Genomic DNA, 23,056 nt, shown 5'->3' on the forward strand with positions numbered 1-23,056 from the left:
ATCGGCATCTCGGAAGAAAGCGAAACACTCAGGTGCGCAGGCGCGGGTTCGACACGATCGAGCACAGATCGGCCAACAGCACGAGCAGCAGATAGGCGACGCAGAAGATCAGCGTGCACGCCTGCACGAGCGGGAAGTCGCGGTTGCCGACGGCATCGACCATCAGGCTCGCGAGGCCCGGATAGTTGAAGATCGTCTCGACGACGATCACGCCGCCGAGCAGATACGACAGGCTCAGCGCGATCGCATTCGCGATCGGGCCGATCGCGTTGGGCAGCGCATGGCGCAGCACGACGCGCGCGGGGCTCGCGCCCTTCAGCACGGCCATCTCGACGTACGACGCGCTCAGCTGCTCGATCACCGCGGCGCGCGTCATGCGCGCCATCTGGGCGATCACGACCGCACACAGCGTCAGCACCGGCATCGCGTACGCGCGCAGGAAGTCGTGCATGCCGTCGATCGGGCCGCCGTACGACAGCGCGGACAGCCAGTGCAGCTTCACGGCCAGCACGAGCACGGCGACCGTCGCGATCAGGAATTCGGGCGTCGCGACCAGCGCCAGCGTGCCGAGGCTGATCACGCGATCGACCACCGACTCGCGCTTCACCGCCGCGACGATGCCGAGCAGCAGCGCGATCGGCACCGACACGGCGGTCGTGATCGCGGCGAGCGCGAGCGACTTCGGCAGGCGTCCGCCGATCATCTCCGACACCGGCAGGTCGCCCGACAGCGAGCGGCCGAAATCGCCGTGCAGCAGGCCGCCGAGCCAATGCAGATAGCGCACGTGCGCCGGCATGTCGAGGCCGAACTGCTGGCGCAGCGCCGCGACCGTCTCGGGCGTGGCGGACTGGCCGAGCGCGGCCTGTGCGGCGTCGCCCGGCAGCAGATTCGTGATCGTGAAGATGATCGCGGACACGATCAGCAGCGTCAGCGCGGTGACCGCGATGCGCCGGCCGATCAGCCCGAGCAGGATTCGGTTCATGGGCTTGCGTTCCCGGAAAGGCCGCGTGCGGCCGGCGCGCACAGCGGCGCCGGCCGCACGCGGCAGCAGGCAATGGCGTCAGGCGTTCCACCAGACGTGCTCGGCGAACATGCCGCCCATCATCGGACCGGTCGGGATCGAGCCGAGGCCTGAGAGCCGCTTGTCGTAACCGTCGAGGAAGCTGATGAACGACGGAATCCCGACCCGGCCCTGCTGCGCGACGAGCACCTGCATCTCGCCGTACATCTGCTTGCGTTTCGCGTCGTCGGTTTCCGAGCGCGCGGCGAGCAGCAACTGGTCGAACTTCGCGTTCTTCCAGCCCGACTCGTTCCACGGCGCGTCCGACTTGAAGAACTGCGTGAACAGCACATCGGCGCTCGAGCGCGGGTTGATGTTGCCGAAGCCGAGCGGATGCTTCATCCAGTGGTTCGACCAGTAGCCGTCCGGCGACACGCGGTTCACCTGCAGGTTCAGCCCGATCTTCGCGCCGGCCTGCTGGAGCAGCACGGCCATCTCGATCGAGCCGTTCGCGTCGGAGGTCGCGTAGATCGGCGGCAGCGTGGCGCCGAGCGCGCCGGCCTTCTGGAACAGGAACTTCGCCTTGTCCGGATCGTGCGGGCGCTGCGGCAGCGACGCGTTGAAGTAGCGATGCCCCGGCGGGATCGGCTGATCGTTGCCGATCACCGCGTAGCCGCGGAACACCGCCGAGCGGATCTGCTCGCGATCGAACAGGTACTTCATCCCTTCGACGAAATCGGGATTCGCGGTGATCGGGTTCTCGCTGCGCATGATCAGGTCGGTGTACAGGCCCGACTTGGTTTCCTTCAGCGCATAGCCGGGCGTCGACGCGACGCGCTGCGTCGAGCGCGGATCGATCGCGTTGATCAGGTGCACGTCGCCCGACAGCAGCGCGTTCAGGCGCGCGGCGCTGTCGCTGATGCCGATCATCTCGATCTCGTCGAGGTACGGCATGCCCGGCTTGAAGTAGCTGTCGTTGCGCACGCCGATGGTCGATACGCCGGGCTTGAACGACTTCAGCTTGTAGGGGCCGCAGCCGATACCGGTGCTGAAGTCGGTGGTGCCGTCCTTGACGATCACGAGCTGCGGCGTCGCGAGGATCACCGGCAGATCGGCGTTCGCGCTGGCGAGCGTCAACGTGACTTCGTCGGGGCCGCTCGCCTTCACGTCGGCGAACTGGTCGGCGAGCGGCTTGACCTTCGATGCGGTCGCGGCGTTCTTGTGGCGCAGCAGCGAGAACACCACGTCGGCCGGGCCGACCGGTTTGCCGTCGTGGAACGTGACGCCCTTGCGCAGCTTGATGATCCAGGTCTTCGCGTCGGTCGTCTGGAGCGACTCGGCGAGGTTCATCTGCGGCGTGAGGCTCGCGTCGAGCTGCGTGAGGCCGCTGTAGAACATGAAGAAGCGAATGTAGTCGGCGCCTGTGGAGCCCTTGGCCGGGTCGAGCGTATCGGCCGTCGAGCTGGATTCGTTCGCAACCCGGATCTTGCCGCCGCGCTTGGGCGCCGGCGCGGCGAACGCCGACTGCGCGTCGAGCAGCAGTCCGCCGCCGCCGACGGCCATCATGCCGCTCGCCGCCATGACCCGCATCATGTCGCGGCGCGTGAAGCCGCCCTTGCCGCTGCCGTTGTCGATATCGTCGTTCATCCGAACTGCTCCTGACTGTGGAAAGTGGGTCCTGGGGTCCAGCGTGGTTGTCGAATCCCGCCGCGCCCGCATGCTGGTGGCGGGTACGACGTCGTGCAGTTGCAATTCATTTAAGCACCGCCAAAATGCGGTTTGTCGCGATTCGGGCCGGCCGCACGATACGAATCGACCGTTTTGGACCGCCCGCGCAGCATGAATTGCTGCATGCCTGCGCGCGTCGCCGGGTGATGGGCGCCCGGGCGTCGCGCTCGCGCCGCGCATGCCGATGAAGGGAATCGTAAAGCGGCACGCGCGGCAGATTGCACCGACAAAATTGGGGATTCGGCGTCCGAAACGCGTTTGGCGCGCGCAAACGGCATGTTTGAGTGGAATGTGCGGGCGGGCGGCGGTGCGGCGGCGGGGGGAGATTCAGCAGACGAAAATGGCACTTCACGAGAAGCGGGTTTGCCCGAGGGCGGGGGCGAGGTGGTACCGGGCTCGGATACGGGCCTGGATACAGGCTTGGGCTTGGGTGTGGGTGTGGGTACGGGCTGAATACGTGTGGGATACGCACGCAATGCGAGCGTGACGTGCATTAGTCGAAACTTGGTCTGTCAGTCGGCGTCAGATTAGGTCTGAGATTGCTTAGCCGTCGCTTAATCAAGGACCGTGATCGACCGATTCTGTTGAAAAACTCCTTCGCTCGTGCCGCGGGACCGACTCGCGAAAAATCGATCTCTCAGATCGCCCTACAAGCGGCTCGCGAGCATCGGTTTGGGGTAAGAGGCCCCTCGCCGCAGCTGTGGTCGAAGAGTTTTTCAACCGAAAGAACCCGGACAGGTCAGTCGCTCGGCGGTTCTGAATGACCAGTCGCCGCCGGCTTTCAGCCCTTTGAGATGTGGAAAACCACCTAGCGGATCCCGCCAGGTCCGCATTGAGTTCTGCCACGCGTGGTCTTAGGCACGGCACTTGTTCCCAAAAGCAAGCTTCCGGGAACCCCTGCGCAAATTACTAAACGCCACTGCTCCCAACCGTCTTGATACTCCTCCATTGTCCCTGCTGGACCTGAAACAGCGTGTAGGGCGGCTTGATCAGGTCGCCGTACGGATCAAACGTGATCTTGCCGGTAACACCCGTGACAGTGACCTTCGAAAGATTATCGACGATCTTCCCCCGATCGAGCGAATCGGCACTGTGAATCGCTTTTATCAGCGCGAGTGCTGCGTCATACGCAAACGGCGCGTACAGTTCGACGTCTTGGTTAAACCGCGCCTTGTAACGTTTGCCAAATTGCTGCGCGGCAGGCAGTTTATCAAGGGCTGGGCCGGGCTCCAGGTCCTGCGTACCGTCCGCCGCTGCACCTGCGATCTGCAGGAAAGCGTTGCTCTTCAATGCACCCGCGCCAAACAATTGCGCTGGCATACCCAGCGAGCGCATCTGTTTGACGAGCATGGCGCCCTGTTCATCCAGACCGCCAAAGAAAATCAGGTCAACGTTCTTGCTCTTGAGCGTCGTCAGGATGGCGCGGAAATCAACGGCTTTGTCATTGGTGAACTCGCGATCGACCACGTAGCCGTTCGCTTCCTTAGAGACGGTTTCATAAAGACTGATCGGCCCGCCGAAGGGTATTCCAGCAGATCAGACAGCAACCGAGTTTGAGGAACGCGCCGTGAATGTCTGCACGGCGCTCGAAACGAATACGGAGACGACGGAAGTGATGCAGCCAGGCATGCGTGCGTTCGACGACCCAGCGATATTTGCCAAGGCCGCTGCCATGTTCGGTACGGCGCTTGGCGATCACTGGCTCGATACCGCGATCGCGCAACGCGCGCCGATGTCGCTCGGAGTCGTAACCGCGATCCGCGTAGACCACACGCGGCCGCTGCAATGGGTGGCCACGCAATCCGCGGATCGGCGGAATCGCGTCGATCAGCGGCAGCAATTGCGTGACGTCGTTGACGTTCGCGCCGGTCAGGATCGCGGCGAGCGGCGTACCGTTGGCGTCGGTGACGATGTGGTGCTTGGAACCGGGTCGCGCGCGATCGGTGGGGTTTGGCCCAGTTTTTGGCCTGCCCCAACGGCGCGAATCGATGATGAATCGACGGCGGCTCGTGAGAAGTCGATCTGGTCCGCTGCGCGCAGCTTTGCGAGCAGTAGCTCGTGCAAGCGATCCCAGACACCGGCTGCTTGCCAATCGCGCAGCCGGCGCCAACATGTCACGCCCGAGCCGCATCCCATCTCGGCCGGCAGGTCGCGCCAGCGTAGTCCGGTCTTGAGAACGAACAGGATGCCGGTCAGCGCGGCGCGATTCGAAACAGGCAGGCGGCCCGGGTTCTTCTCGCGCCGCGGCTTGGGTGGCGGCAGTAACGGCTCGATCAGTGTCCACAATTCATCGTCGATGATCGGCTTGGCCATCTCCTCAGTCTCGGTTGTTCCGATGCCTGAGGTTAACAGCTCACCGCGAAAGTTAACAGCCCCACGGGGCCTTTTTGAAACCGTCTCTTAACACCTTTTTCGAAGGCATCGGCAAGCCCCTGCCCGAACGCCGTACGATCGTCGATGATCCCAATGCGCTTCGCCTTCATCTGTTCGACCACGAAATGCCCCGCGACGACACCGCCAATGCCGTCGTGCCCCATCGTGCGAAACACGTTCTTGTAGCCCTGCTTGGTCAATTGGGGATTGGTCGAACCCGGCGTAATCATCGCGACGTTCGCTTGATGGTAGACGGTCGATGCGGGGATGCTACACCCCGAGTTGTAGTGGCCGATCACGCCAACTACGCCGTCGTCGACCAGTTTCTGCGCGACCTGGATCGCCACGCGCGGGTCCGCCTGATCGTCTTGCACGTCGAGCACGAACGTGACCGGCTTGCCGCCGATCGTCGGATGCCTGGCGTTCTCTTCGTCGAGTGCTAGTTGCGCACCGTACTGCAAGTCTTTGCCGACACGTGCAACCGGACCGGTCAACGGTCCGACAAAACCGATCTTGACGACTTGGGGATCGGCGGCCCGCGACGACGTCATATGCGTGCCTAGTGCACAGACGGCCAAACTCAAAAGCCAATAGCGGCGGTTCATGATGTGCTCCTTGCAAGATGTCACGTCGCGCGTTGTGTGGATCGACTGGTTCGATGCGCGACGCGTCGGACCGTCCTGCGGTACTTGCGGTAAAACTTAATGCCTGTGCTGCACGGTTCCAGCCGCAATCTGGAACCGCGTGGCCGCGTACGGTGTGAGATCGAGCGACGGAGTGCGCCCCGCGATCAGATCGGCGACTATGCGTCCGCTAATACCCGCTAACGTGAGTCCAAGATGCTGATGACCGAATGCATAGATCACACGTTCGCTTGCGCTCGAACGGCCGAGAACCGGCACACCGTCCGGCAAAGTGGGACGGAAGCCGAGCCAGGTGCTGTCAGGCGTATCGAGCGCGGGCAACGCCCGCTTCGACGAAAACGTCAGAAGATCGAGAAGCGAGCGATTACGCGCTTCATTGAAACCGCCAAGTTCGACCGTGCCCGCGACGCGAATACCGTCGCTCATCGGCGTCATGTAAAAGCCCCGCTCGGCCCAACCGACGGGTCTCGAAATCATTTGCTGCGCGCCCGGATAGCGCACGTGATAGCCCCGTTCGGTATCGAGCGGCACAGAATCCCCGCATTGTTTGGCGAACTTCGCGGATCGTGCACCGGTAGCGATCACCACATGCCCAAAACGTCTTGCGACACCGTCGAGCGTCACCGTCACGCCGTCATCCGACGGTTGCACCGCGGTCACTGTTGAACGCTCCAACGTCAGCCCTTGCGCCGCGAGCCGTTCGTACAGAGTCTGTAGAAAGCCCTGCGGGTCGGAGAAATGCCAACTGTCGCTGAACAACACGCCGCGCTCGAAAATCGGCGCGAGCGACGGTTCGAGCGCGCGAATGTCATTTCCCGAAAGCACATCGAAGGCGACGCCGAGCTTCCGGCGCAGATCGAGTGCAGGACGGGCGGCGTCAAACGATTCCGAGTTGGAGTAGAGATAAAGGCACTCACGCGCTTGGACGAAGCGGGCGAGTTCCGCGTCCTCCAGCAGCGGCGCGTAACCATCCTGTGCGCGTCCGAGCAACGCGGCGAGTGCTCCCGCGCTCCCTTCATAGCGGCGCGGCAACGAACTGATCATGAAACGCACGAGCCACGGCGCAAGTTGCGGCAGATATCCCCAGCGCAACCGGAACGGACTGTCGTGCGATAACAGGAAGCGCGGCAGATCGCGGAACACAGACGGGTTGTTCACCGGGATGCACGCGTAGTGCGCGAACGTCCCGGCATTACCGAACGACGCCCCCTGCCCGACGCCGGAGGCGTCGAACAACGTCACACGGTGACCGTCGCGAATCAGCGACGCGGCACTCGCGAGGCCGATGAATCCCGCTCCGAGGATGGCGATGTCTGACATCACTTGCGCCCTTCTATCGCATGTTTGCCAATTGGCGAAGGATATCCAGTAACCCTGGCGCCGCCGTGCCGGCGTTTCGCTGCCAGCAGATTCGCCGCCGACGACGACGCGAGATAGACGAGCCGAATGACCGCACCGGACGCATTCACGAGGCAACTCCTGCTGACAGATTCCTGGACACTGCCCGGTGGCGCCTCGACGCACATCACCAGACAAACTCTGGCGACTAGAATCACACAACATTTTTTTGTGTGCAATTAAAATACATATTGTGTGGCTTGAGAATTTTGCGTGAACGGTCGCAGGTGCCGTGCTAGCGCAAGCGTTCTGCGCAGTCGGCGCTTCCCGGAGAGCGTCGCAGTAGTCCATGTCTGGTATAGAATCGGCAAAACTCCGCACAGTTGCGGACAAAGCCGGTTTTGTATGGAGACATCTGTTCTTATGGCTTCTGGCAAAGACGCAGCACGCGCCCCCCATGTAGCGCCCGCCCAGGCAAAGCGATCCACCTATATTGAGGTGTCGAGTTCGCTCGAGAACGAGATTCGTCGTGGTGTTTATCCGCCAGGCAGCCGCCTGCCGCCACAGCGGCAACTCGCAACCGACCTGGGCATCAATGTGTCGACGGTGTCGCGCGCCTACAAGGAATTGCAGTTGCGCGGGCTGGTGATTGGAAGCAAGAGACGCGGCTCGCTGGTGACAGGCGGAGCGATGCCGAGCGTCGAACCCGCGCAGGCGCCGAGCAATGCGGCGATCGACCTCACCGTGAACCGTCCTGCGACCGGTGAATTCCTGACCTGCCTCGCGCGCACACTCGCGGACTTGCCGAGCGACCCGCGCTACGCGCAACTGCAGGAATATCAGTCGCCGCAAGGGCCTCTATGGGCGCGCGCCGCCGGTGCCCGCTGGATGGCCGCGCCCGGCTTTGAGCCGACGGCAGACCATTTGGTGGTGACGAGCGGCGCACAGCACGGGTTGTATGCTGTCTTGAACAGCCTGATCGGCACGGACGGGGTGATCCTCGCCGATCAACTTACCTACTATGGCCTGAAAGCGCTTGCGCCGGTTTTCCAGTTTGAAATCGTCGGCATCCCAAGCGACCGCGATGGTCTGCTCACCGACGCAGTTGAGCGCGCGTGCCGGCGCATGCCGGTGAAGGCCATCTTCACGGTGCCGAATCTGCAGAACCCGACAGTCATAACGATGAGTCTCGAGCGCCGGGTGGCACTCGTCGACATTGCGCGCCGGCATGGCGTGGCGATCATCGAAGACGATGTGTATGGGCCGCTGGTGTCGCAGCGTCTGCAAACGATCGCGAGCCTGTGCCCGGAACTGACGTTCCACATCGCCGCGACGTCGAAAATCCTCGCACCCGGACTACGGCTCGGCTATTTGCTGAGTCCGCCGGACAGTTCAGCGCTATGCGCGGAGGCTGTGCGTACCACTGCGTGGATGCCTGCGCCGATGTCGATGCTGATCGCGTCAATCTGGATCGAGGACGGCACCGCGCGTCACATCATGGACGCACAGCTTGCTGAAATTCGCGCGCGCCAGGATCTGGCGTGCGAACTGTTGCCGCAGGAGTTGCTGCAGACCGATCCGGCGTGCATGTTCGTATGGCTTAAGTTGCCGCCGCCGTGGCGTGCTGACGATTTCGCCGCCAACGCGAAGGCGCGCGGCGTGGTGGTGATGCCGTCGTCGGCGTTTGCCGTGGACCGTTCGGAGATCGAGCACGGCGTGCGCATCAACCTCGCGTGCGCGACGAGCCGTGATCAACTGGTGAGTGCGTTAAGGTTGTTGACTGCGACGCTCAAAGACCGTCCGAGAGCGCTGTTCGGGACGATCTGATGCTGGCTGACCGGTGTTGCGGAGGGCGGTCGTCGATTCACGAGTTGCACGTCGCGAATTAAAGTCGTCTACATGAACGCCCCCCTTTGCGCCGGACTTTCGAGTCTTCGAAAAACAGGATGGGCTGCAGCTCTACATTCGGCCTTGTTGCAGCCTGATTCGCTGCGGGCCCCTATGAAATCCGCAGACTCACGCCTCATTCACCTCGCGAGCTGGTCAGGCTCAGACAACTTTTCAGGCTTAGTGAGTCCCAGGTCCTACCTGTCTTGTCATCACGCTCGAATGCCACCGCAACTTTTGACGTTCCACCCCTTCAGCTCAACTTTCAGACAAACCAGAGAAATCAGGCCGGTTTAACGCTTTCGTAGTCCTTCCGGTAGGGTCGCTGATGTGCCAGCATTGCCCAGATTATTCGGGCAAGCTTGTTGGCCATCGCGACGATGACGACGTTCAATGGACGCCGCTGTTTCATCTGCGTCACCCATAGACCTGGCTCTCTCACGCGGTAGATGATGCTGCGCGCGCCGTGCACGAGCAAAGTCCTGAGATAGGTATCACCTCGCTTACTGATTCCCTGTAGCTCTATCTTGCCGCCGGAACCCGTCTGTCCCGGGACGAGACCGAGCCACGCAGCAAACTCTCGGCCGGATTTGAAGGCTTTGGCCTGTCCCATCGTTGCCACTGCCACCGTTGCGGTAAGCAGGCCTACGCCTGGGATCATTGCAATTGCTTTGGCAGACGGGTCGTCTTTCATCCACTCATGCAAACGGCGCTCGATCTGGCCGATCCGCCGATCGAGGTCATCCAGACCTTTCCATTGCTCGCGTAACGTTTCGATCAGTATCGCTGGCAGGCGTCCCGACAATCTTTCCAAAACCCCAACGACGGATTTGTCCAACGCAGCTCGACCGACACCCATCACCTCGCCATACTCGGTCAGCAATCCGCGCAGGCTGTTGATCTGCATCGTGCGGAACTTCACCAGTTGCTGCCGCATGCGATGCAGCGCGAGCACTGCCTGTTGAGCCTCGGTCTTCACGGCAACTTCCTTGCTGTCCATCTGCGTAGCCATCCAGATTGCTCGAGCATCGGCAGCATCGTTTTTGTTGCGGATGTTGAATGCCTTGACGAATTTCGCTGGCATCAGCTTCACCCGGTGGCCCATCTCGATCAATCGCCGCGCCCAGTGTTGGGATCCGCTGCAGGATTCCATCCCGATAAGACAGGGACTACGATTCGCAAAATATTCGAGAAACGCCGCTCGTTTCACAGGTCTGTTCACGATCTCACCGGTTTCGGGGTCCACCCAGTGCACCTGCATTACGTTTTTTGCGATGTCCACACCCACGATCGTATGCGTCATGATGGATCCTCCGGCTGAGTAGGCCAATATGATCTACCGATTTCTATTCAGTAGCGACCGCATGGCACGAATGTACCGCCGACGCTACACGCAGCGATGGTGGGGGGCGTTCATATCATTCACCGGTCACCGCCGCATCCAGATCTGTCTCGAGCGGCAGGGTCATGTTTGTAGCCTGAAGAAGCCGACCGTCGCGTGCAGGTCGCGTCCCTGCACGCTCAGCGATTCGGACGCCGCCGCGATTTCCTCGACGAGCGCCGCGTTCTGCTGTGTGTTCTGGTCCATCGACGCGACTGCCTGGTTGACCTCGTCGATGGCGCGGCTTTGCTCCTCGGCCGCAGCCGAAATTTCGGTGGTGATCTGGGCGACGTTGCCCACCGCCGCGTTAAGTTCCGCGATGGTCTTGCCGGCCAGCCCGATCTGGCTGGCGCCTTCGCGCACGTTGCTGACCGAGGTTTCGAGCAGCGCCTTGATCTCCTTCGCCGCGCTGGTCGAGCGCTGCGCGAGGTTGCGCACTTCGGAGGCGACTACCGCGAAGCCGCGGCCGCTCTCGCCGGCCCGCGCGGATTCCACTGCTGCGTTGAGCGCCAGGATGTTGGTCTGGAACGCGATACCCTCGATGATCCCGACGATACCGATGACGCGCTCCGATTCGTTCACGGCCGCCAGCATGGTTTTCGCGGCATCGGCCACCGCCTCGTCGCCGCGGCACGCGGTGGCGACGGCGCCGGACGCGATCGCGTTGGCGTGCTTGGCGCGATCGGCGGCCTCCCGCACCGTGCTGGCCAGTTGCTCCATGCTGGCCGCGGTCTGCTGGATCGAGGCGGCCTGCTGCTCGGTTCGGGCAGATAGGTCGTTGTTGCCAGAAGAGACTTCGCGCGAGGCGGTTTCGAGATGATTGATGCTCGACGACACCTTGACGAGCACGCCGTGCAGCTTCTCGACGAATGCATTGAAGCGGCCCGCGAGCAGCCCGACCTCGTCGCTGTTGACGACCGGCAGGCGCCGCGTCAGGTCGCCGTCGCCGACCGCGATCTCGTGCATCGAATCCGCGAGCGTGCGCAGCGGTACCACGATTTGCCGGCTCAGCACGACCATCGCGAACAGCGCGATCACGATCACCAGCGCGCCCGTGCCGACCAGTTGGAAGGTTAGCCGGTTCGCGGCAGCCATCATCTCCGCCTCCGGCTCGAGCGCGTAGTAACGCCACCCGTTTTTGCGCGACGTGTAGGCATAGGCCTGGTAGCGAGTCGAGTTGATCGTCACGACAGCACGGCCGTCGGCGGCGGACGCGAGTTGGTCGTAGCCACCGCCGAGCGACTTGAATTCCTTGAATTCGTGGCTCTTGTCGCGCGGATCGATCAGCACCTTGCCGTTGTTGTCGGTCACGATCAGATAACCACTCTGGCCGAAGCGGATGCCGCTGGTGAGCTTGGCGAAGCCTTCTAGGGAGAGGTCACCCTCGAGCACGCCCAGCACTTCGCCGCCGGCGTTTTTGACCACCCGCGCGAACGGAATGATTGCGCCGCCGGAGCCCGCCGCGCTCAGGTACGGCGCGGGCCGCGCCACGCGGTCGGGGGTTGCCATGGCGGCGGTATACCACGGCCGCTGACGGGGATCGTAGTGGTCGCCGTTCATGGTTTCCAACGGCCACTGCACGTAACCGCCCCAGTGCGTGCCGATATCGAGGTAGCGCATGTTGGGGTGCGCGTCGCCGAACTGCTTGAGTACCGTGAAGATGCGCTGCTCAACGCCACCGTTGCTGTCAGGCGTCATCTTGCCGGTGTGGGTCAGATAGTTCGTGATGGTGGCGTCGGCCGACGTCAACTCGGGGGTTTGTGCGAGATACGTGAGGTTTTGCTCGACTTCGCTGAAGGTTCCGTCGAGCGAGCCGTCAGCCTGTGTGATGCGCGCTTGGCTCGATTGCTCGAACTCGCTGACGGCCTGGTGGCGCACATTCAGCGCGCCGACGGTCGCCAGCACGGCGACGCTGAGAACCAGCGCAGTACCGAACGCAAGGTTGATCTTGAAACCGATCGAATTCGATACTTTCATTCCGATTCTTCAGAGGATTGGTTTGACGGCCCCGGAAGCAGCATCAACAGCCCACCCGGCAGACGTATTTTCGACAAGGCCTTGAATTTTCTTGAGGGGCGGGAAAACCCTTACAGAGATGTTCCGGGTGCAATGGCTCGTAGTCGGCATAGATGCGACGGAGGTCCCGATTCATGCCCCCGTGGAGCATGATATGAAAGGTCGAGGGAACCCCATGTCGAAGACCGAAGCAGTGAAAGTGAAGCAGCGCCCGTGATTGACGTAGTGCTCGAGTGCCCCGTTCTTCTGTTCTTCCGAGCGACCTGCTCCCGGCGTTTAGTACGGTGACGGTGTAGAGTCCGTTCCAGAGAGGAACGGCAATGAAAAGGCGATTCACCGAAGAGCAAAATCATCGGCATCTTGAAGGAAGCCGAGGCTGGCCTGAAGCCGGTGGAGCTGTGCCACTACGAATCACGTCGCCGAGTTGACGACGAAGCGCTGACTGGCCGGATGATGGCCATCGCCGCGCAGAAGCGCCGATATAGCTATCGCCGGATGCACGTGCTCGCCGCACGCAGCACCCGCCCCACCCCCATCAAGCCGCCACCCTAAACACCGCCACCGCCGCCCTGAGCCGCGCCGCCTGTTCGTCGAGCGACGACGCGGCCGCAGCCGCCTGCTCGACCAGCGCCGCATTCTGCTGGGTGACTTCGTCCATTTGTGCGACGGCCAGGCCGACCTGCTCGATGCCGGTGCTCTGCTCCGCCGATGCCGCGGAAATCTCGCCCATGATGGCGGCCACCCGGTCGATCGACCGCACGATCTCCGTCATGCGCGTGCCCGCCGCCTCGACGAGCCGGCTGCCGCTACCGGCCTGCTCGACCGACGCGTCGATCAATCCCTTGATGTCCTTCGCGGCCGCCGCGCTGCGCTGCGCCAGCGAGCGGACCTCCGCCGCCACGACCGCGAACCCGCGCCCTTCCTCGCCGGCCCGCGCCGCTTCCACCGCGGCATTGAGCGCAAGAATGTTGGTCTGGAACGCGATGCTTTCGATCACGACGGTGATGTCGGCGATCCGCACCGACCCATCGGCAATCTGCCGCATCGTTTCGACGACTTCCTGCACGGCCGCGCCGCCCAGCTCGGTCGCCTCCTTCGCGCGGGTCACCAGCGCATCGGCCTGCCGCGCGTTGTCGGCGTTCTGTTTGACCGTCGACGTGAGCTGTTCCATGCTCGCGGCCGTTTGCTGCAACGACGCCGCCTGCTCCTCGGTGCGCTGCGACAGGTCCAGATTGCCTTGCGCGATCTCGCCGGTGCCGACGGCGATCGAATGGGTCGTCGCCTGGATGTCGGCGATGGTCTCGGTCAGCCGTGCCTTCATGTCGCCGAGCGCGACGAGCAGGCTACCCGGCGCCGCGTCGGCGGTGTCGAACTGCACGTCCAGCTCGCCGGCGGCGATGCGCGCGGCGATCTGCGTCGCATGGGCCGGCTCGCCGCCCAGCGTGCGCCTGACGCTGCGCAGCACGCCCCACGCGATCGCCGCGAGCGCGGCGGCGATCACCAGCGTGATCCCGCCCAGCACCCACGCGAGCCGGCTGAACACGGTGTTGATGTCGTCGTAGAAAAAGCCCGTGCCGATCCACCAGTTCCAGTCCGGAATGGCCACCACGCCCTGAAGTTTCGGCTCAAGGTCGGCGTCGGGGCTGCGCTTGATCAGCACGTCGACGAGCGCGAAGTGATCGCGCGCCATCCCCTCGCGGTAGGCGTCGCTGTCCGACAGGCCGCCCGTCGTGCGATTGCCCTTGGCGCGGGTGCCGATGAACTTCGCGTTCGGATGCACGAGATTGACGCCGTCCGACGTCGTGACCCAGAAGTAGCTCTTCGAATTCGCATTCAGCGCCGACAGCGCGGCCTTGGCCTGCTGCTGCGCCTGCTCAGCGGTCAGCGTGCCGTTCGCCTGCATCGCGCGGTACGAATCGACCAGATGCTCGGCCTTCGTCAGAAGAATCACGATCTCGTCGCGGCGGCTGTCGATCAGCGCGTCGCGCAGCGTGTACAGCGACATCGCGGCGAGCAACACGACGCCGAGCAGCGCCGCGGCGACCAACAGCAGCAGTTTCGTGGACAACTTCATGCGGGGGCCTCGATATATTAACCGTCTGGTACATATATCGGCTCGACCGGCCCCATCTTGAATGAGTCCTTATCGGTATTTACCCTCGATCCGTGCGTTGAGCGCACGCGCCATGCAAGCGGCCGCCTGCATGGCGCGCCGCCTGCCGGCGCAGGCGCGCGCGTCGCTCACAGGCCGAGCTGCGTCGCGAGATGGCCGATGTCCGAGACTTCGTAGTAGTTGTAGAACGGCGTGCCCGGCTCGTGGCCGCGGTTCACGAACGCCTTGTGCTTGATGCCGAGATCCTCGGCCGTCATCAGGTCGTAGCGCAGGCTCGACGACACGTGCAACACGTCCTCGGGCTTGCAGCCGAGCTTGTCGAACATGTATTCGAAGCCCTGCATCCGAGGCTTGTACGACTGCGCCTGCTGCGCGGTGAACACCGCATGGAACGGCGCGCCGAGCTTGTCGACGTTGCTCATGATCTGGTCGTCCGACGCATTCGACAGGATGACGAGCTTGTATTTGCTCGCCAGCCGCGACAGCCCGGCCGGCACGTCCGGATGCGGGCCCCACGTCGGCACGGCCAGATAGAAACTTTCGGCCTCGGCTTCGTCGAACTTCACGCCGATCCGCGCACAGGTGCGGCGGATCGCGTTGACGACGACGTCGCGATACGGCTTCCATGCGCCCAGCACCTCGTCGAGCCGATACGCGGCGAACGCGCGCACGAAGTCCTCGAGCGCGACCGGCGAAAGCCGGTCCCCGTAGACCTCGCGCGCCATGTCGGCCATCCGGAAACGGGTCAGCGTGCCGTAGCAGTCGAAGGTGATGAACTTGGGTTCAAACTGGATCATGGTGACGTCCTGTCGGTGTGAAGCCCCGGCAGGGCCGGGGACGGGCTGGGTTCAACGAAATTGAATCAAGGCAAAAAGTCGTTCGCGCATCGTTCGGCGCCGCTCAAAAGGCAGAATCGCCGCGTGTTGCCGGGCGCGTGCAGCACGATCTGCGGCGCGGCCGGCAGGCGCCGCACGGCAAGCCGTTCGGCGAGCCGTTCTGCAAGCGGCAGCGCCACCCTGCCGTCATCGTAGTGGCATTCCCACAGCAGGAGCTGTCGGATTGGCGGCCCTTGCCGGCACGCTCCACGCGTTCGTCGGCACGGATCGAGCGGGTTTGCGTCGATCTCGCGGGCGCGGCGGCAGCCGCCGCAAAACAGGCGAATCGTCCTATCCGCGCGGCAACCGCGCTGGCAGAGTGAGCGGGTCATTCCCATCCATCCGGAGTCCGGCGTGTCCGACCTCAACCCTTCCAGCACGCTTACCTATCGCCCCTTCGCCGAAACCGACCTGAGCGCCGCGCACCGGCTGTCGGAGGCGGTCAAGTGGCCGCACCGCGTCGAGGACTGGCGCTTCGCATTCCAGCTCGGCAGCGGCTTCGTCGCCGAGGACGAATCGGGCGTCGTCGGCACCGCGCTCGGCTGGCGCTTCGACGACGCCTGCGCGTCGCTCGGCATGGTGATCGTGTCGCCCGAGCAGCAGGGCCGCGGCATCGGCCGCGAGCTGCTCGCACGCGTGATCGACAGCCTCGGCGCGCGCACCATCTTCCTCCATGCGACGCCGTCCGGCGAACCGCTCTACGTGAAATTCGGCTTCGCAGCGATCGGCACCATCGACCAGCATCAGGGCGCCGCGTTCCAGCCGCCGCTGATCTCGCTGCCGCCCGGCGAACGCCTGCGCCCGCTCGGCGTCAACGACGGGCCGCGCCTCGCGGCGCTCGCGTCGCGCGCCGCCGGCCATGCGCGCGGCACGGTGATCGACGCGCTGCTCGACGTCGCCAACGGCATCGCGCTCGACCGCGACGGCGAACTGCTCGGCTTCGCGCTGTTCCGCCGCTTCGGCCGCGGCCACGTGATCGGCCCCGTGATCGCGCCCGATGCGCTGCGTGCGCAGGCGCTGATCAGCCACTGGCTCGCGCTGCACGAAGGCATGTTCGTGCGCCTCGACGTACCGGGCGATAGCGGGCTGTCGGACTGGCTGCAGGGGCTCGGCCTGCCGCGCGTCGATACCGTCGTCGCGATGGCGCGCGGCGCGGCGCCCGAGCGCGACCCGGCGCTGCGCGCGTTCGCGATCGTCAATCAGGCACTCGGCTGAGCCGCGCGATGAGCTTCCTGTACAAAGCCGACCCGGTGCGCGGCGCGCAATGGGCGCAGCGCTTCGCACAACGGGCGCCGGACCTCGCGTTCCGGATCTGGCCGGACCTCGGCGACGCCGCGGCCGTCCGCTATCTCGCCGCCTGGCAGCCGCCGGACGACCCGGCCGCGCTGCTGCCGAATCTCGAGGTCATCTTCTCGGTGGGCGCCGGCATCGACCAGTTCGACCTGTCGCGCGTGCCCGCGCACATTCCGGTCGTGCGGATGATCGAGCCGGGGATCGTCGAAGGGATGGTCGAATACGTGACGCAGGCCGTGCTGACGATCCATCGCGACCTGTTCGACTACGCGGCCCAACAGCGCGCGCAAGTGTGGCGCGAGAAGCCGGTGCGCGCGGCCGCATCGCGGCGCGTCGGCGTGCTGGGCCTCGGCACGCTCGGCCAGGCCGTGCTCGACACGCTGCGGCGCTTCGGCTTCCCGTGCGCGGGCTGGAGCCGCACGCCGCGCGCGCTCGACGGCGTCGACTGCTACGCGGGCGACGCGGCGCTCGATGTGTTCCTGGCCAGCACCGACATTCTGATCTGCCTGCTGCCGCTCACCGACGCCACGCGCGGGCTGCTGGGCGCGCGCGTGTTCGACGCGCTGCCGGCCGGCGCGTCGCTCGTGCAGGTCGGCCGCGGCGAGCAGCTCGACGCGAGCGCGCTGCTCGACGCGCTCGACGGCGGCCGCCTCGACAGCGCGATCCTCGACGTGACGGACCCCGAACCGTTGCCGGCCGGCCATCCGTTCTGGACGCACCCGCGCATCCGGATCACGCCGCACATCGCCAGCGCGACGCGGCCCGACGGCGCGGTCGACGCCGTGCTCGCCAACCTCGCGCGCCATCGCGCGGGACAACCGATGATCGGCGTCGTCGATCGCGCGCGCGGCTACTGACGCGCCCCTGCCCCGCGGGGCGCGCAGCAGAAAATGCCGAAGCGCCCCGCGCAAACGCCGTCTCCATACGTTTCCGCCCGCAAATTGAAGACGCATGTGGAATTCTCGCCCGGTAGCATGAACTCATCGCTGACACCCGACGAGAACCCCGCCCCGCCATGAACCAAGCCGCGCTGATCGAAGCCGATCGTCAACATCTGATCCATCCCGTCGTCAACTATCGCGCGCACGAAGCGCGCGGCGTCACCGTGCTCGAATCCGCCGACGGCGTGTTCCTGCGCGATGGCGACGGCCATACGCTGCTCGACGCGTTCTCGGGCCTGTGGTGCGTGAACGTCGGCTACGGCCGCGAGAGCATCGTGAAGGCCGCCGCCGAGCAGATGGCGAAGCTGCCCTACGCGACCGGCTATTTCCATTTCGGCTCGCAGCCGGCGATCGAACTCGCCGAACGGCTCGCCGCGCTCGCGCCGCCGTCGCTGAACCGCGTGTACTTCACGCTCGGCGGCTCGGACGCGGTCGACTCCGCGGTGCGCTTCATCACGCATTACTTCAACGCGACCGGCCGCCCGTCGAAGAAGCAGATGATCGCGCTCGAGCGCGGCTATCACGGCTCGTCGTCGATCGGCGCCGGCCTGACCGCGCTGCCCGCGTTCCACCGTCATTTCGATCTGCCGCGCGCCGATCAGCACCATATCCCGTCGCCCTACCCGTACCGCCATCCGCTCGGCGACGACCCGCAGGCGCTGATCGCCGCCTCGGTCGCCGCGCTCGAGGCGAAGGTCGCGGCGCTCGGCGCCGACAACGTCGCCGCGTTCTTCTGCGAGCCGATCCAGGGCTCGGGCGGCGTGATCGTGCCGCCGGCGGGCTGGCTGAAGGCGATGCGCGACGCGTGCCGGCGCCTCGGCATCCTGTTCGTCGCCGACGAGGTGATCACGGGCTTCGGCCGCACCGGCCCGCTGTTCGCGTGCGAAACCGAATCCGTCGAGCCGGACCTGATGACCGTCGCGAAGGGGCTCACCGCCGGCTACGCGCCGATGGGCGCGGTGCTGATGTCCGACGAAATCTACGAGGGGCTCGCCGGTAGCCGTACCGAATCGGCCGTGGTCGGCCATGGTCATACGTATTCCGCGCACCCGGTCAGCGCGGCGATCGGCCTCGAGGTGCTGAAGCTCTATCACGAGGGCGGGCTGCTCGCGAACGGCCGCGCGCAGGCGCCGCGCTTTGCCGCGGGGCTCGATGCGCTGCGCGCGCATCCGCTCGTCGGCGACGCGCGTTCGGCCTGCCTGCTCGGCGCGCTCGAGCTGGTGGCCGACAAGGCGCGCAAGACGCGCTTCGACCCGGCGCTGAACGTGCCGGACAAGATCGCCGCGGCCGCGTACGCGAACGGCGTGGTGTTTCGCGCGTTCGGCGACGGCGTGCTCGGCTTCGCACCGGCGCTGAGCTTCACCGCGGGAGAATTCGACCTGATGTTCGAACGCGTGCGCAAGACGCTCGACGACGTGCTGGCCGACCCGGGCGTGCAACGCGCGCTCGACGCCGCCCACGCGCAGCCGGCCTGAGCCGGACGAGGGAAAGCCGGGCTTGTGGCGGCCATCGTTCGACTCTAAAGTAACCGGACATTCCATTTTTGCCCTCTCACGTGAACATGACGGACAGCAAGCTGGATCGCATCGACCTGCGCATCCTCACCCAGTTGCAAAAGCGCGGTCGCATGACCAACGTCGAGCTCGCCGATGCGGTCGGGCTGTCGCCCAGTCCGTGCCTGATCCGCGTGAAGCGGCTCGAGAAGGCCGGCTACATCGGCGGCTACGGCGCACACATCCAGCTCGAGAAGCTCGGCGACGTGCAGGTGGTCTTTACCGAAGTCACGCTGGCCGACCACCGGCGCGAAGACTTCGACCGGTTCGTCGCGGCGATCCGCAACGTCGATGAAATCGTCGAGTGCCACCTCGCGAGCGGCGGCTACGACTATCTGCTGAAGTTCATCACGCGCAGCGTGAGCCATTACCAGACGATCGTCGAAGGGCTGCTCGAGCAGAACATCGGCATCGAGAAGTATTTCAGTTACGTGATCATCAAATCGCCGTTCGTCAAACGGCACTACCCGCTCGAATCGCTGTTCGGCGAACGCCACTGACGGCGGGCGCGCAGCAGCCCCCAACGCGGCAGCACGCCGGCCGCGCCGGGTCGTTGCGCGCGCGCCGCCGGCGCCGAACCGTTTCGCCTCATTGCAAGGACCTGTCATGCCGCTTACGCTGTCACGCACCGAACTCGTTCGCACCGCCAATCTCGTCGACGGCAGCTGGCGCGCCGCGCTCGATGGCCGTTGCTTCGATGTCACCAACCCGGCGACGCTCGACACGATCGCTTACGCACCCGACAGCGGCGCGGCCGACGCGCGCGCCGCGACCGATGCGGCCGCCCGCGCGCTACCCGCGTGGCGCGCGACACCGGCGCGCGAGCGCGCGGCGATCCTGCGCGCGTGGCATGCGGCGATCGTCGCGCACACCGACGATCTCGCGAAACTGATGTCGCTGGAACAGGGCAAGCCGCTCGCCGAAGCGCGCGGCGAAGTCGCATACGGCGCGTCGTACGTGCTGTGGTTCGCCGAGGAAGCGACGCGCACCTACGGCGATCTGATTCCGCAGCAGCAGCGCGGCAAGCAGCTCAGCGCGGTGAAGGAGCCGATCGGCGTCGTCGCGGCGATCACGCCGTGGAATTTCCCGCTCGCGATGATCGCGCGCAAGATCGCGCCGGCGCTCGCGGCCGGCTGCACGGTCGTCGCGAAGCCGGCCGAGGACACGCCGCTGACCGCGCTCGCGCTCGGCTTCCTCGCGATGGAAGCCGGCGTGCCGCCCGGCGTGCTGAACCTGATCGCCGCGTCGCGCGAGCGCGGCATCGACGCGGTGGCCGACTGGCTCGCCGATGCCCGCGTGCGCAAGATCACGTTCACCGGCTCCACGGCGGTCGGCAAGCTGCTCGCGCGCGAATCGGCGGCGACGCTGAAGAAGCTGTCGCTGGAGCTGGGCGGCAATGCGCCGTTCATCGTGTTCGACGATGCGCAGCTCGACGCCGCGGTCGACGGGCTGATGGCCGCCAAGTTCCGCAACGGCGGCCAGACCTGCGTGTCGCCGAACCGCGTGTACGTGCAGGCCGGTGTCTACGATGCGTTCGCCGCGAAGCTGGCCGCGCGCGTCGCCGCGCTGAAGCTCGCGCCGGCGACCGATCCGGCCGCGCAGATCGGCCCGATGATCAACGCGCGCGCGGTCGACAAGATCGCGCGCCACGTCGGCGACGCGCTCGAACGCGGCGCGCGCGTGCTGACCGGCGGCAGGCGGCTGTCGCAGCTCGGCCCGAACTACTACGCGCCGACGGTGCTGGCCGACGCCACCGCCGATATGCAGCTGAGCTGCGAGGAAACCTTCGGGCCGGTCGCCGCGCTGTTCCGGTTCGATACCGAGGAACAGGCCGTCGACGCCGCCAATGACACGCCGTTCGGGCTCGCCGCGTATTTCTACACGCAGGACGTGCGGCGCATCGCACGCGTGTCGGCGCGGCTCGAAACCGGCATCGTCGGCATCAACGAAGGCGCGCTGGCGAGCGAGGCCGCGCCGTTCGGCGGCGTGAAGGAGTCGGGCTACGGCCGCGAAGGCTCGAAGTACGGCCTCGACGACTACCTGTCGATCAAGTATCTGTGCCAGGGCGGGCTCGACTGATCGGTTGGGCGGCGCCGATTCGCCAAGCGCAACCAGCGCGACGATTGCCGCGATTGTCACGATCGCATCGCATAAACGGCCGCAGCCGGCCCATAGCCGGTTGCGCCGCCGCCATCATCGCCCCGCATGCCGGCCTCGATTTCTGGGCAGTCCTGCCGTTAACACGGATTTGACCCGGCCGCGTCAGTCGCGGCCGGCTTCCGGAACGAGCGCGACCAATGCCTGCAACTCTTTCGATCGAGAAAATTGCCGACTGGGCCGGCCGCCACCATCTGGTCGTCGGCGTACTCGGCACGCTGATGTCGGTCGCGGCGCTCGGCATCAGCGCGGCGACGCTATGGGCCGCGCGCAGCGAGGTCGTGGAGCACGCGCGGGAAAACTCGCGCAACGTCGCCGCCGTGCTCGCGAGCGAGGTCGCACGCACCGTCGAGACGTCGAACAGCGCGCTCGCGTCGCTCGCGACCAATATTCGCAACCCGGCGATGGCCCGCATGAATGCCGGCTTGCGCCATGATCTGCTGTTCGAGCGCACGGCCGCGCAATACGTGACCGGCATGGGCGTGACCGACCGCTACGGACGACTGATCGACGGCTGCTGCGGCCCGTCGCACCGCTGGGATTTCAGCGATCGCGACTACTTCAAGGTCCATCGCGATTCGGACAGCGTGGGCCTCTACGTATCCCAGGCGTACCGTGCGCGCTCGCGCGGCGGCACCGAATCGATCGCGCTGTCGCGCCGTATCGAACGGCCGGACCATACGTTCGAGGGCATCGCGGTGGTCGCCATCGACCTCGCGTATTTCGACCGGCTGCTGTCGCGCCTGAACGTCGGGCCCCACGGCATCAGCGCGATCCTGCGCGCCGACGGCACGATACTCGCGCGCAACCCACCGCTGAGCGATGGCCAGATGGTGCGCCTGCGTCGCTCGAAGGCGTTCGAACGGATGGTGCAGCACGAATCGGGCTTCTACGCGGCGCGCTCGAGCATCGATGGGACCTTGCGACTGTATACGTACCAGCAGGTGCCGGGCACGCCGCTAATCGCGGTGGTCGCGCCGGCCGAACAGGACGTGCTGGCCGACATCACGCGGCTGTCATGGAAGGTCGGCGTGTCGGCGTCCGTGATCGGTGCGCTGTTCTGCGCGGTCATGTGGCTGCTCGCGTTCGCGCTGCGCGACAACCTGCGCAAGCAGACGCTGCTCACCGACCTCACCCGCACCGATCCGCTGACCGGCCTGCACAATCGCCGCGCGCTCGACGCAGCGCTCGCCGACGAATGGCAGCGCCTGCAGCGCGGCAACGACGGCAGCCTGTCGATGCTGTTCATCGACGCCGATCACTTCAAGCAGTACAACGACCGCTACGGCCATGCGCAAGGCGATACCGCGCTGCGTTTTCTCGCCGAATGCATCCGCGCCCATACGCGACGGCGCGGCGATCTGGCCGCGCGCTACGGCGGCGAGGAATTCGTCGCCGTGCTGCCCGATACCGACGAGAGCGGCGCGGCGACCGTCGCGGAAGCGATTCGCGGCGCGGTGGAGCGCAACTGCCTCGACGGATTCGACGCGACGATGCCCGCGTTCACGGTCAGCATCGGCTGCGCGACCGCGCATCGCGGCCACCCGAAATCCGTGCAGGCCCTGTCGCATCACGCGGACCTCGCGCTCTACACGGCGAAGCGCCAGGGCCGCAATCGCGTGTGCCGCGCGGACGCGAAATCGTTTGCGCAACCGGCTTGACCGTACCGCTTCGATCGTTCGTTTGAGCATACGCGACCCGCAAACGATTGGGCGATTCACACCCCCATATCCTTCATGTACCGTGCGCGCCATCCG

General features: G+C 65.3%; 16 protein-coding genes and 3 pseudogenes. 8 read left to right on the forward strand and 11 right to left on the reverse strand.

The annotated features are described in order from the left end of the window. Positions 1-28 precede the first annotated feature (28 nt). From AK36_RS29080 to AK36_RS29100, 6 genes and pseudogenes are all read right to left on the reverse strand, one after another. Entirely contained in the window at positions 29-982 is a 954-nt protein-coding gene (locus tag AK36_RS29080) for an ABC transporter permease (protein WP_011880472.1), read from the reverse strand. Positions 983-1,060: 78 nt separating this feature from the next. After that, positions 1,061-2,647: an ABC transporter substrate-binding protein gene (locus AK36_RS29085; RefSeq protein WP_011880473.1), complete on the reverse strand. Its 1,587-nt coding sequence runs from the start codon at positions 2,645-2,647 to the stop codon at positions 1,061-1,063. Positions 2,648-3,637: 990 nt separating this feature from the next. Next, positions 3,638-4,219, reverse strand: a pseudogene (locus AK36_RS29090) (branched-chain amino acid ABC transporter substrate-binding protein); the annotation flags it as partial. A 4-nt stretch (positions 4,220-4,223) separates the two neighbouring features. Then, positions 4,224-5,041, reverse strand: a protein-coding gene (locus AK36_RS32270; protein WP_085954470.1) for an IS5-like element IS402 family transposase whose coding sequence is annotated in 2 segments (ribosomal slippage) — positions 4,224-4,693 and positions 4,693-5,041 — 819 coding nt in all. Because the reading frame shifts where the segments join, the coding sequence is not laid out codon by codon here. Between the two features lie 86 nt (positions 5,042-5,127). Beyond that, positions 5,128-5,706 (reverse strand): annotated as a pseudogene (locus tag AK36_RS29095) (branched chain amino acid ABC transporter substrate-binding protein); the annotation flags it as partial. Between the two features lie 96 nt (positions 5,707-5,802). Then, entirely contained in the window at positions 5,803-7,065 is a 1,263-nt protein-coding gene (locus AK36_RS29100; RefSeq protein ID WP_011880475.1) for an NAD(P)/FAD-dependent oxidoreductase, read from the reverse strand. 441 nt (positions 7,066-7,506) lie between these two features. Between AK36_RS29100 and AK36_RS29105 the strand changes: the two genes are divergently transcribed. Then, a complete protein-coding gene (locus AK36_RS29105; protein WP_011880477.1) occupies positions 7,507-8,910 on the forward strand; it encodes an aminotransferase-like domain-containing protein in 1,404 nt (467 codons plus the stop codon). A gap of 343 nt (positions 8,911-9,253) precedes the next feature. On the opposite strand, the gene AK36_RS29110 is transcribed toward AK36_RS29105, so the two are convergent. Next, positions 9,254-10,273, reverse strand: coding sequence for an IS110 family RNA-guided transposase (locus tag AK36_RS29110; protein ID WP_045579824.1), 1,020 nt, complete (start codon positions 10,271-10,273; stop codon positions 9,254-9,256). A gap of 162 nt (positions 10,274-10,435) precedes the next feature. Next, entirely contained in the window at positions 10,436-12,328 is a 1,893-nt protein-coding gene (locus AK36_RS29115) for a methyl-accepting chemotaxis protein (RefSeq protein ID WP_011880478.1), read from the reverse strand. Between the two features lie 359 nt (positions 12,329-12,687). On the opposite strand from AK36_RS29115, the pseudogene AK36_RS34805 reads away from it, so the two are divergent. Then, a pseudogene (locus tag AK36_RS34805) lies at positions 12,688-12,769 on the forward strand (transposase); the annotation flags it as partial. 133 nt (positions 12,770-12,902) lie between these two features. On the opposite strand, the gene AK36_RS29125 reads toward AK36_RS34805, so the two are convergent. The 3 genes from AK36_RS29125 to AK36_RS33785 form a co-directional block, all read right to left on the reverse strand. Continuing rightward, a complete protein-coding gene (locus AK36_RS29125) occupies positions 12,903-14,441 on the reverse strand; it encodes a methyl-accepting chemotaxis protein (RefSeq protein ID WP_045579826.1) in 1,539 nt (512 codons plus the stop codon). Positions 14,442-14,608: 167 nt separating this feature from the next. Continuing rightward, on the reverse strand, positions 14,609-15,277 hold the full coding sequence (locus tag AK36_RS29130) for a haloacid dehalogenase type II (RefSeq protein ID WP_011880480.1): 669 nt from the start codon (positions 15,275-15,277) through the stop codon (positions 14,609-14,611). A gap of 65 nt (positions 15,278-15,342) precedes the next feature. After that, positions 15,343-15,687 (reverse strand): hypothetical protein, encoded by a 345-nt coding sequence (locus AK36_RS33785; RefSeq protein WP_155624968.1) that lies wholly within the window; start codon positions 15,685-15,687, stop codon positions 15,343-15,345. A 22-nt stretch (positions 15,688-15,709) separates the two neighbouring features. Here AK36_RS33785 and AK36_RS29135 point away from each other — a divergent pair, with 22 nt between their 5' ends. From AK36_RS29135 to AK36_RS29160, 6 genes are all read left to right on the forward strand, one after another. After that, positions 15,710-16,570 (forward strand): GNAT family N-acetyltransferase, encoded by an 861-nt coding sequence (locus AK36_RS29135; RefSeq protein ID WP_011880482.1) that lies wholly within the window; start codon positions 15,710-15,712, stop codon positions 16,568-16,570. A gap of 8 nt (positions 16,571-16,578) precedes the next feature. Continuing rightward, positions 16,579-17,505, forward strand: coding sequence for a 2-hydroxyacid dehydrogenase (locus AK36_RS29140; protein ID WP_011880483.1), 927 nt, complete (start codon positions 16,579-16,581; stop codon positions 17,503-17,505). Positions 17,506-17,663: 158 nt separating this feature from the next. Further along, entirely contained in the window at positions 17,664-19,064 is a 1,401-nt protein-coding gene (locus tag AK36_RS29145) for an aspartate aminotransferase family protein (RefSeq protein WP_045579827.1), read from the forward strand. Between the two features lie 86 nt (positions 19,065-19,150). Next, positions 19,151-19,642: an Lrp/AsnC family transcriptional regulator gene (locus AK36_RS29150; RefSeq protein WP_011880485.1), complete on the forward strand. Its 492-nt coding sequence runs from the start codon at positions 19,151-19,153 to the stop codon at positions 19,640-19,642. A gap of 106 nt (positions 19,643-19,748) precedes the next feature. Then, a complete protein-coding gene (locus AK36_RS29155) occupies positions 19,749-21,221 on the forward strand; it encodes an NAD-dependent succinate-semialdehyde dehydrogenase (protein ID WP_045579828.1) in 1,473 nt (490 codons plus the stop codon). Positions 21,222-21,439: 218 nt separating this feature from the next. After that, on the forward strand, positions 21,440-22,960 hold the full coding sequence (locus AK36_RS29160; protein WP_011880487.1) for a GGDEF domain-containing protein: 1,521 nt from the start codon (positions 21,440-21,442) through the stop codon (positions 22,958-22,960). Positions 22,961-23,056 lie beyond the last annotated feature (96 nt).

It is taken from the genome of Burkholderia vietnamiensis LMG 10929 (assembly GCF_000959445.1).
Lineage (GTDB): Bacteria > Pseudomonadota > Gammaproteobacteria > Burkholderiales > Burkholderiaceae > Burkholderia > Burkholderia vietnamiensis.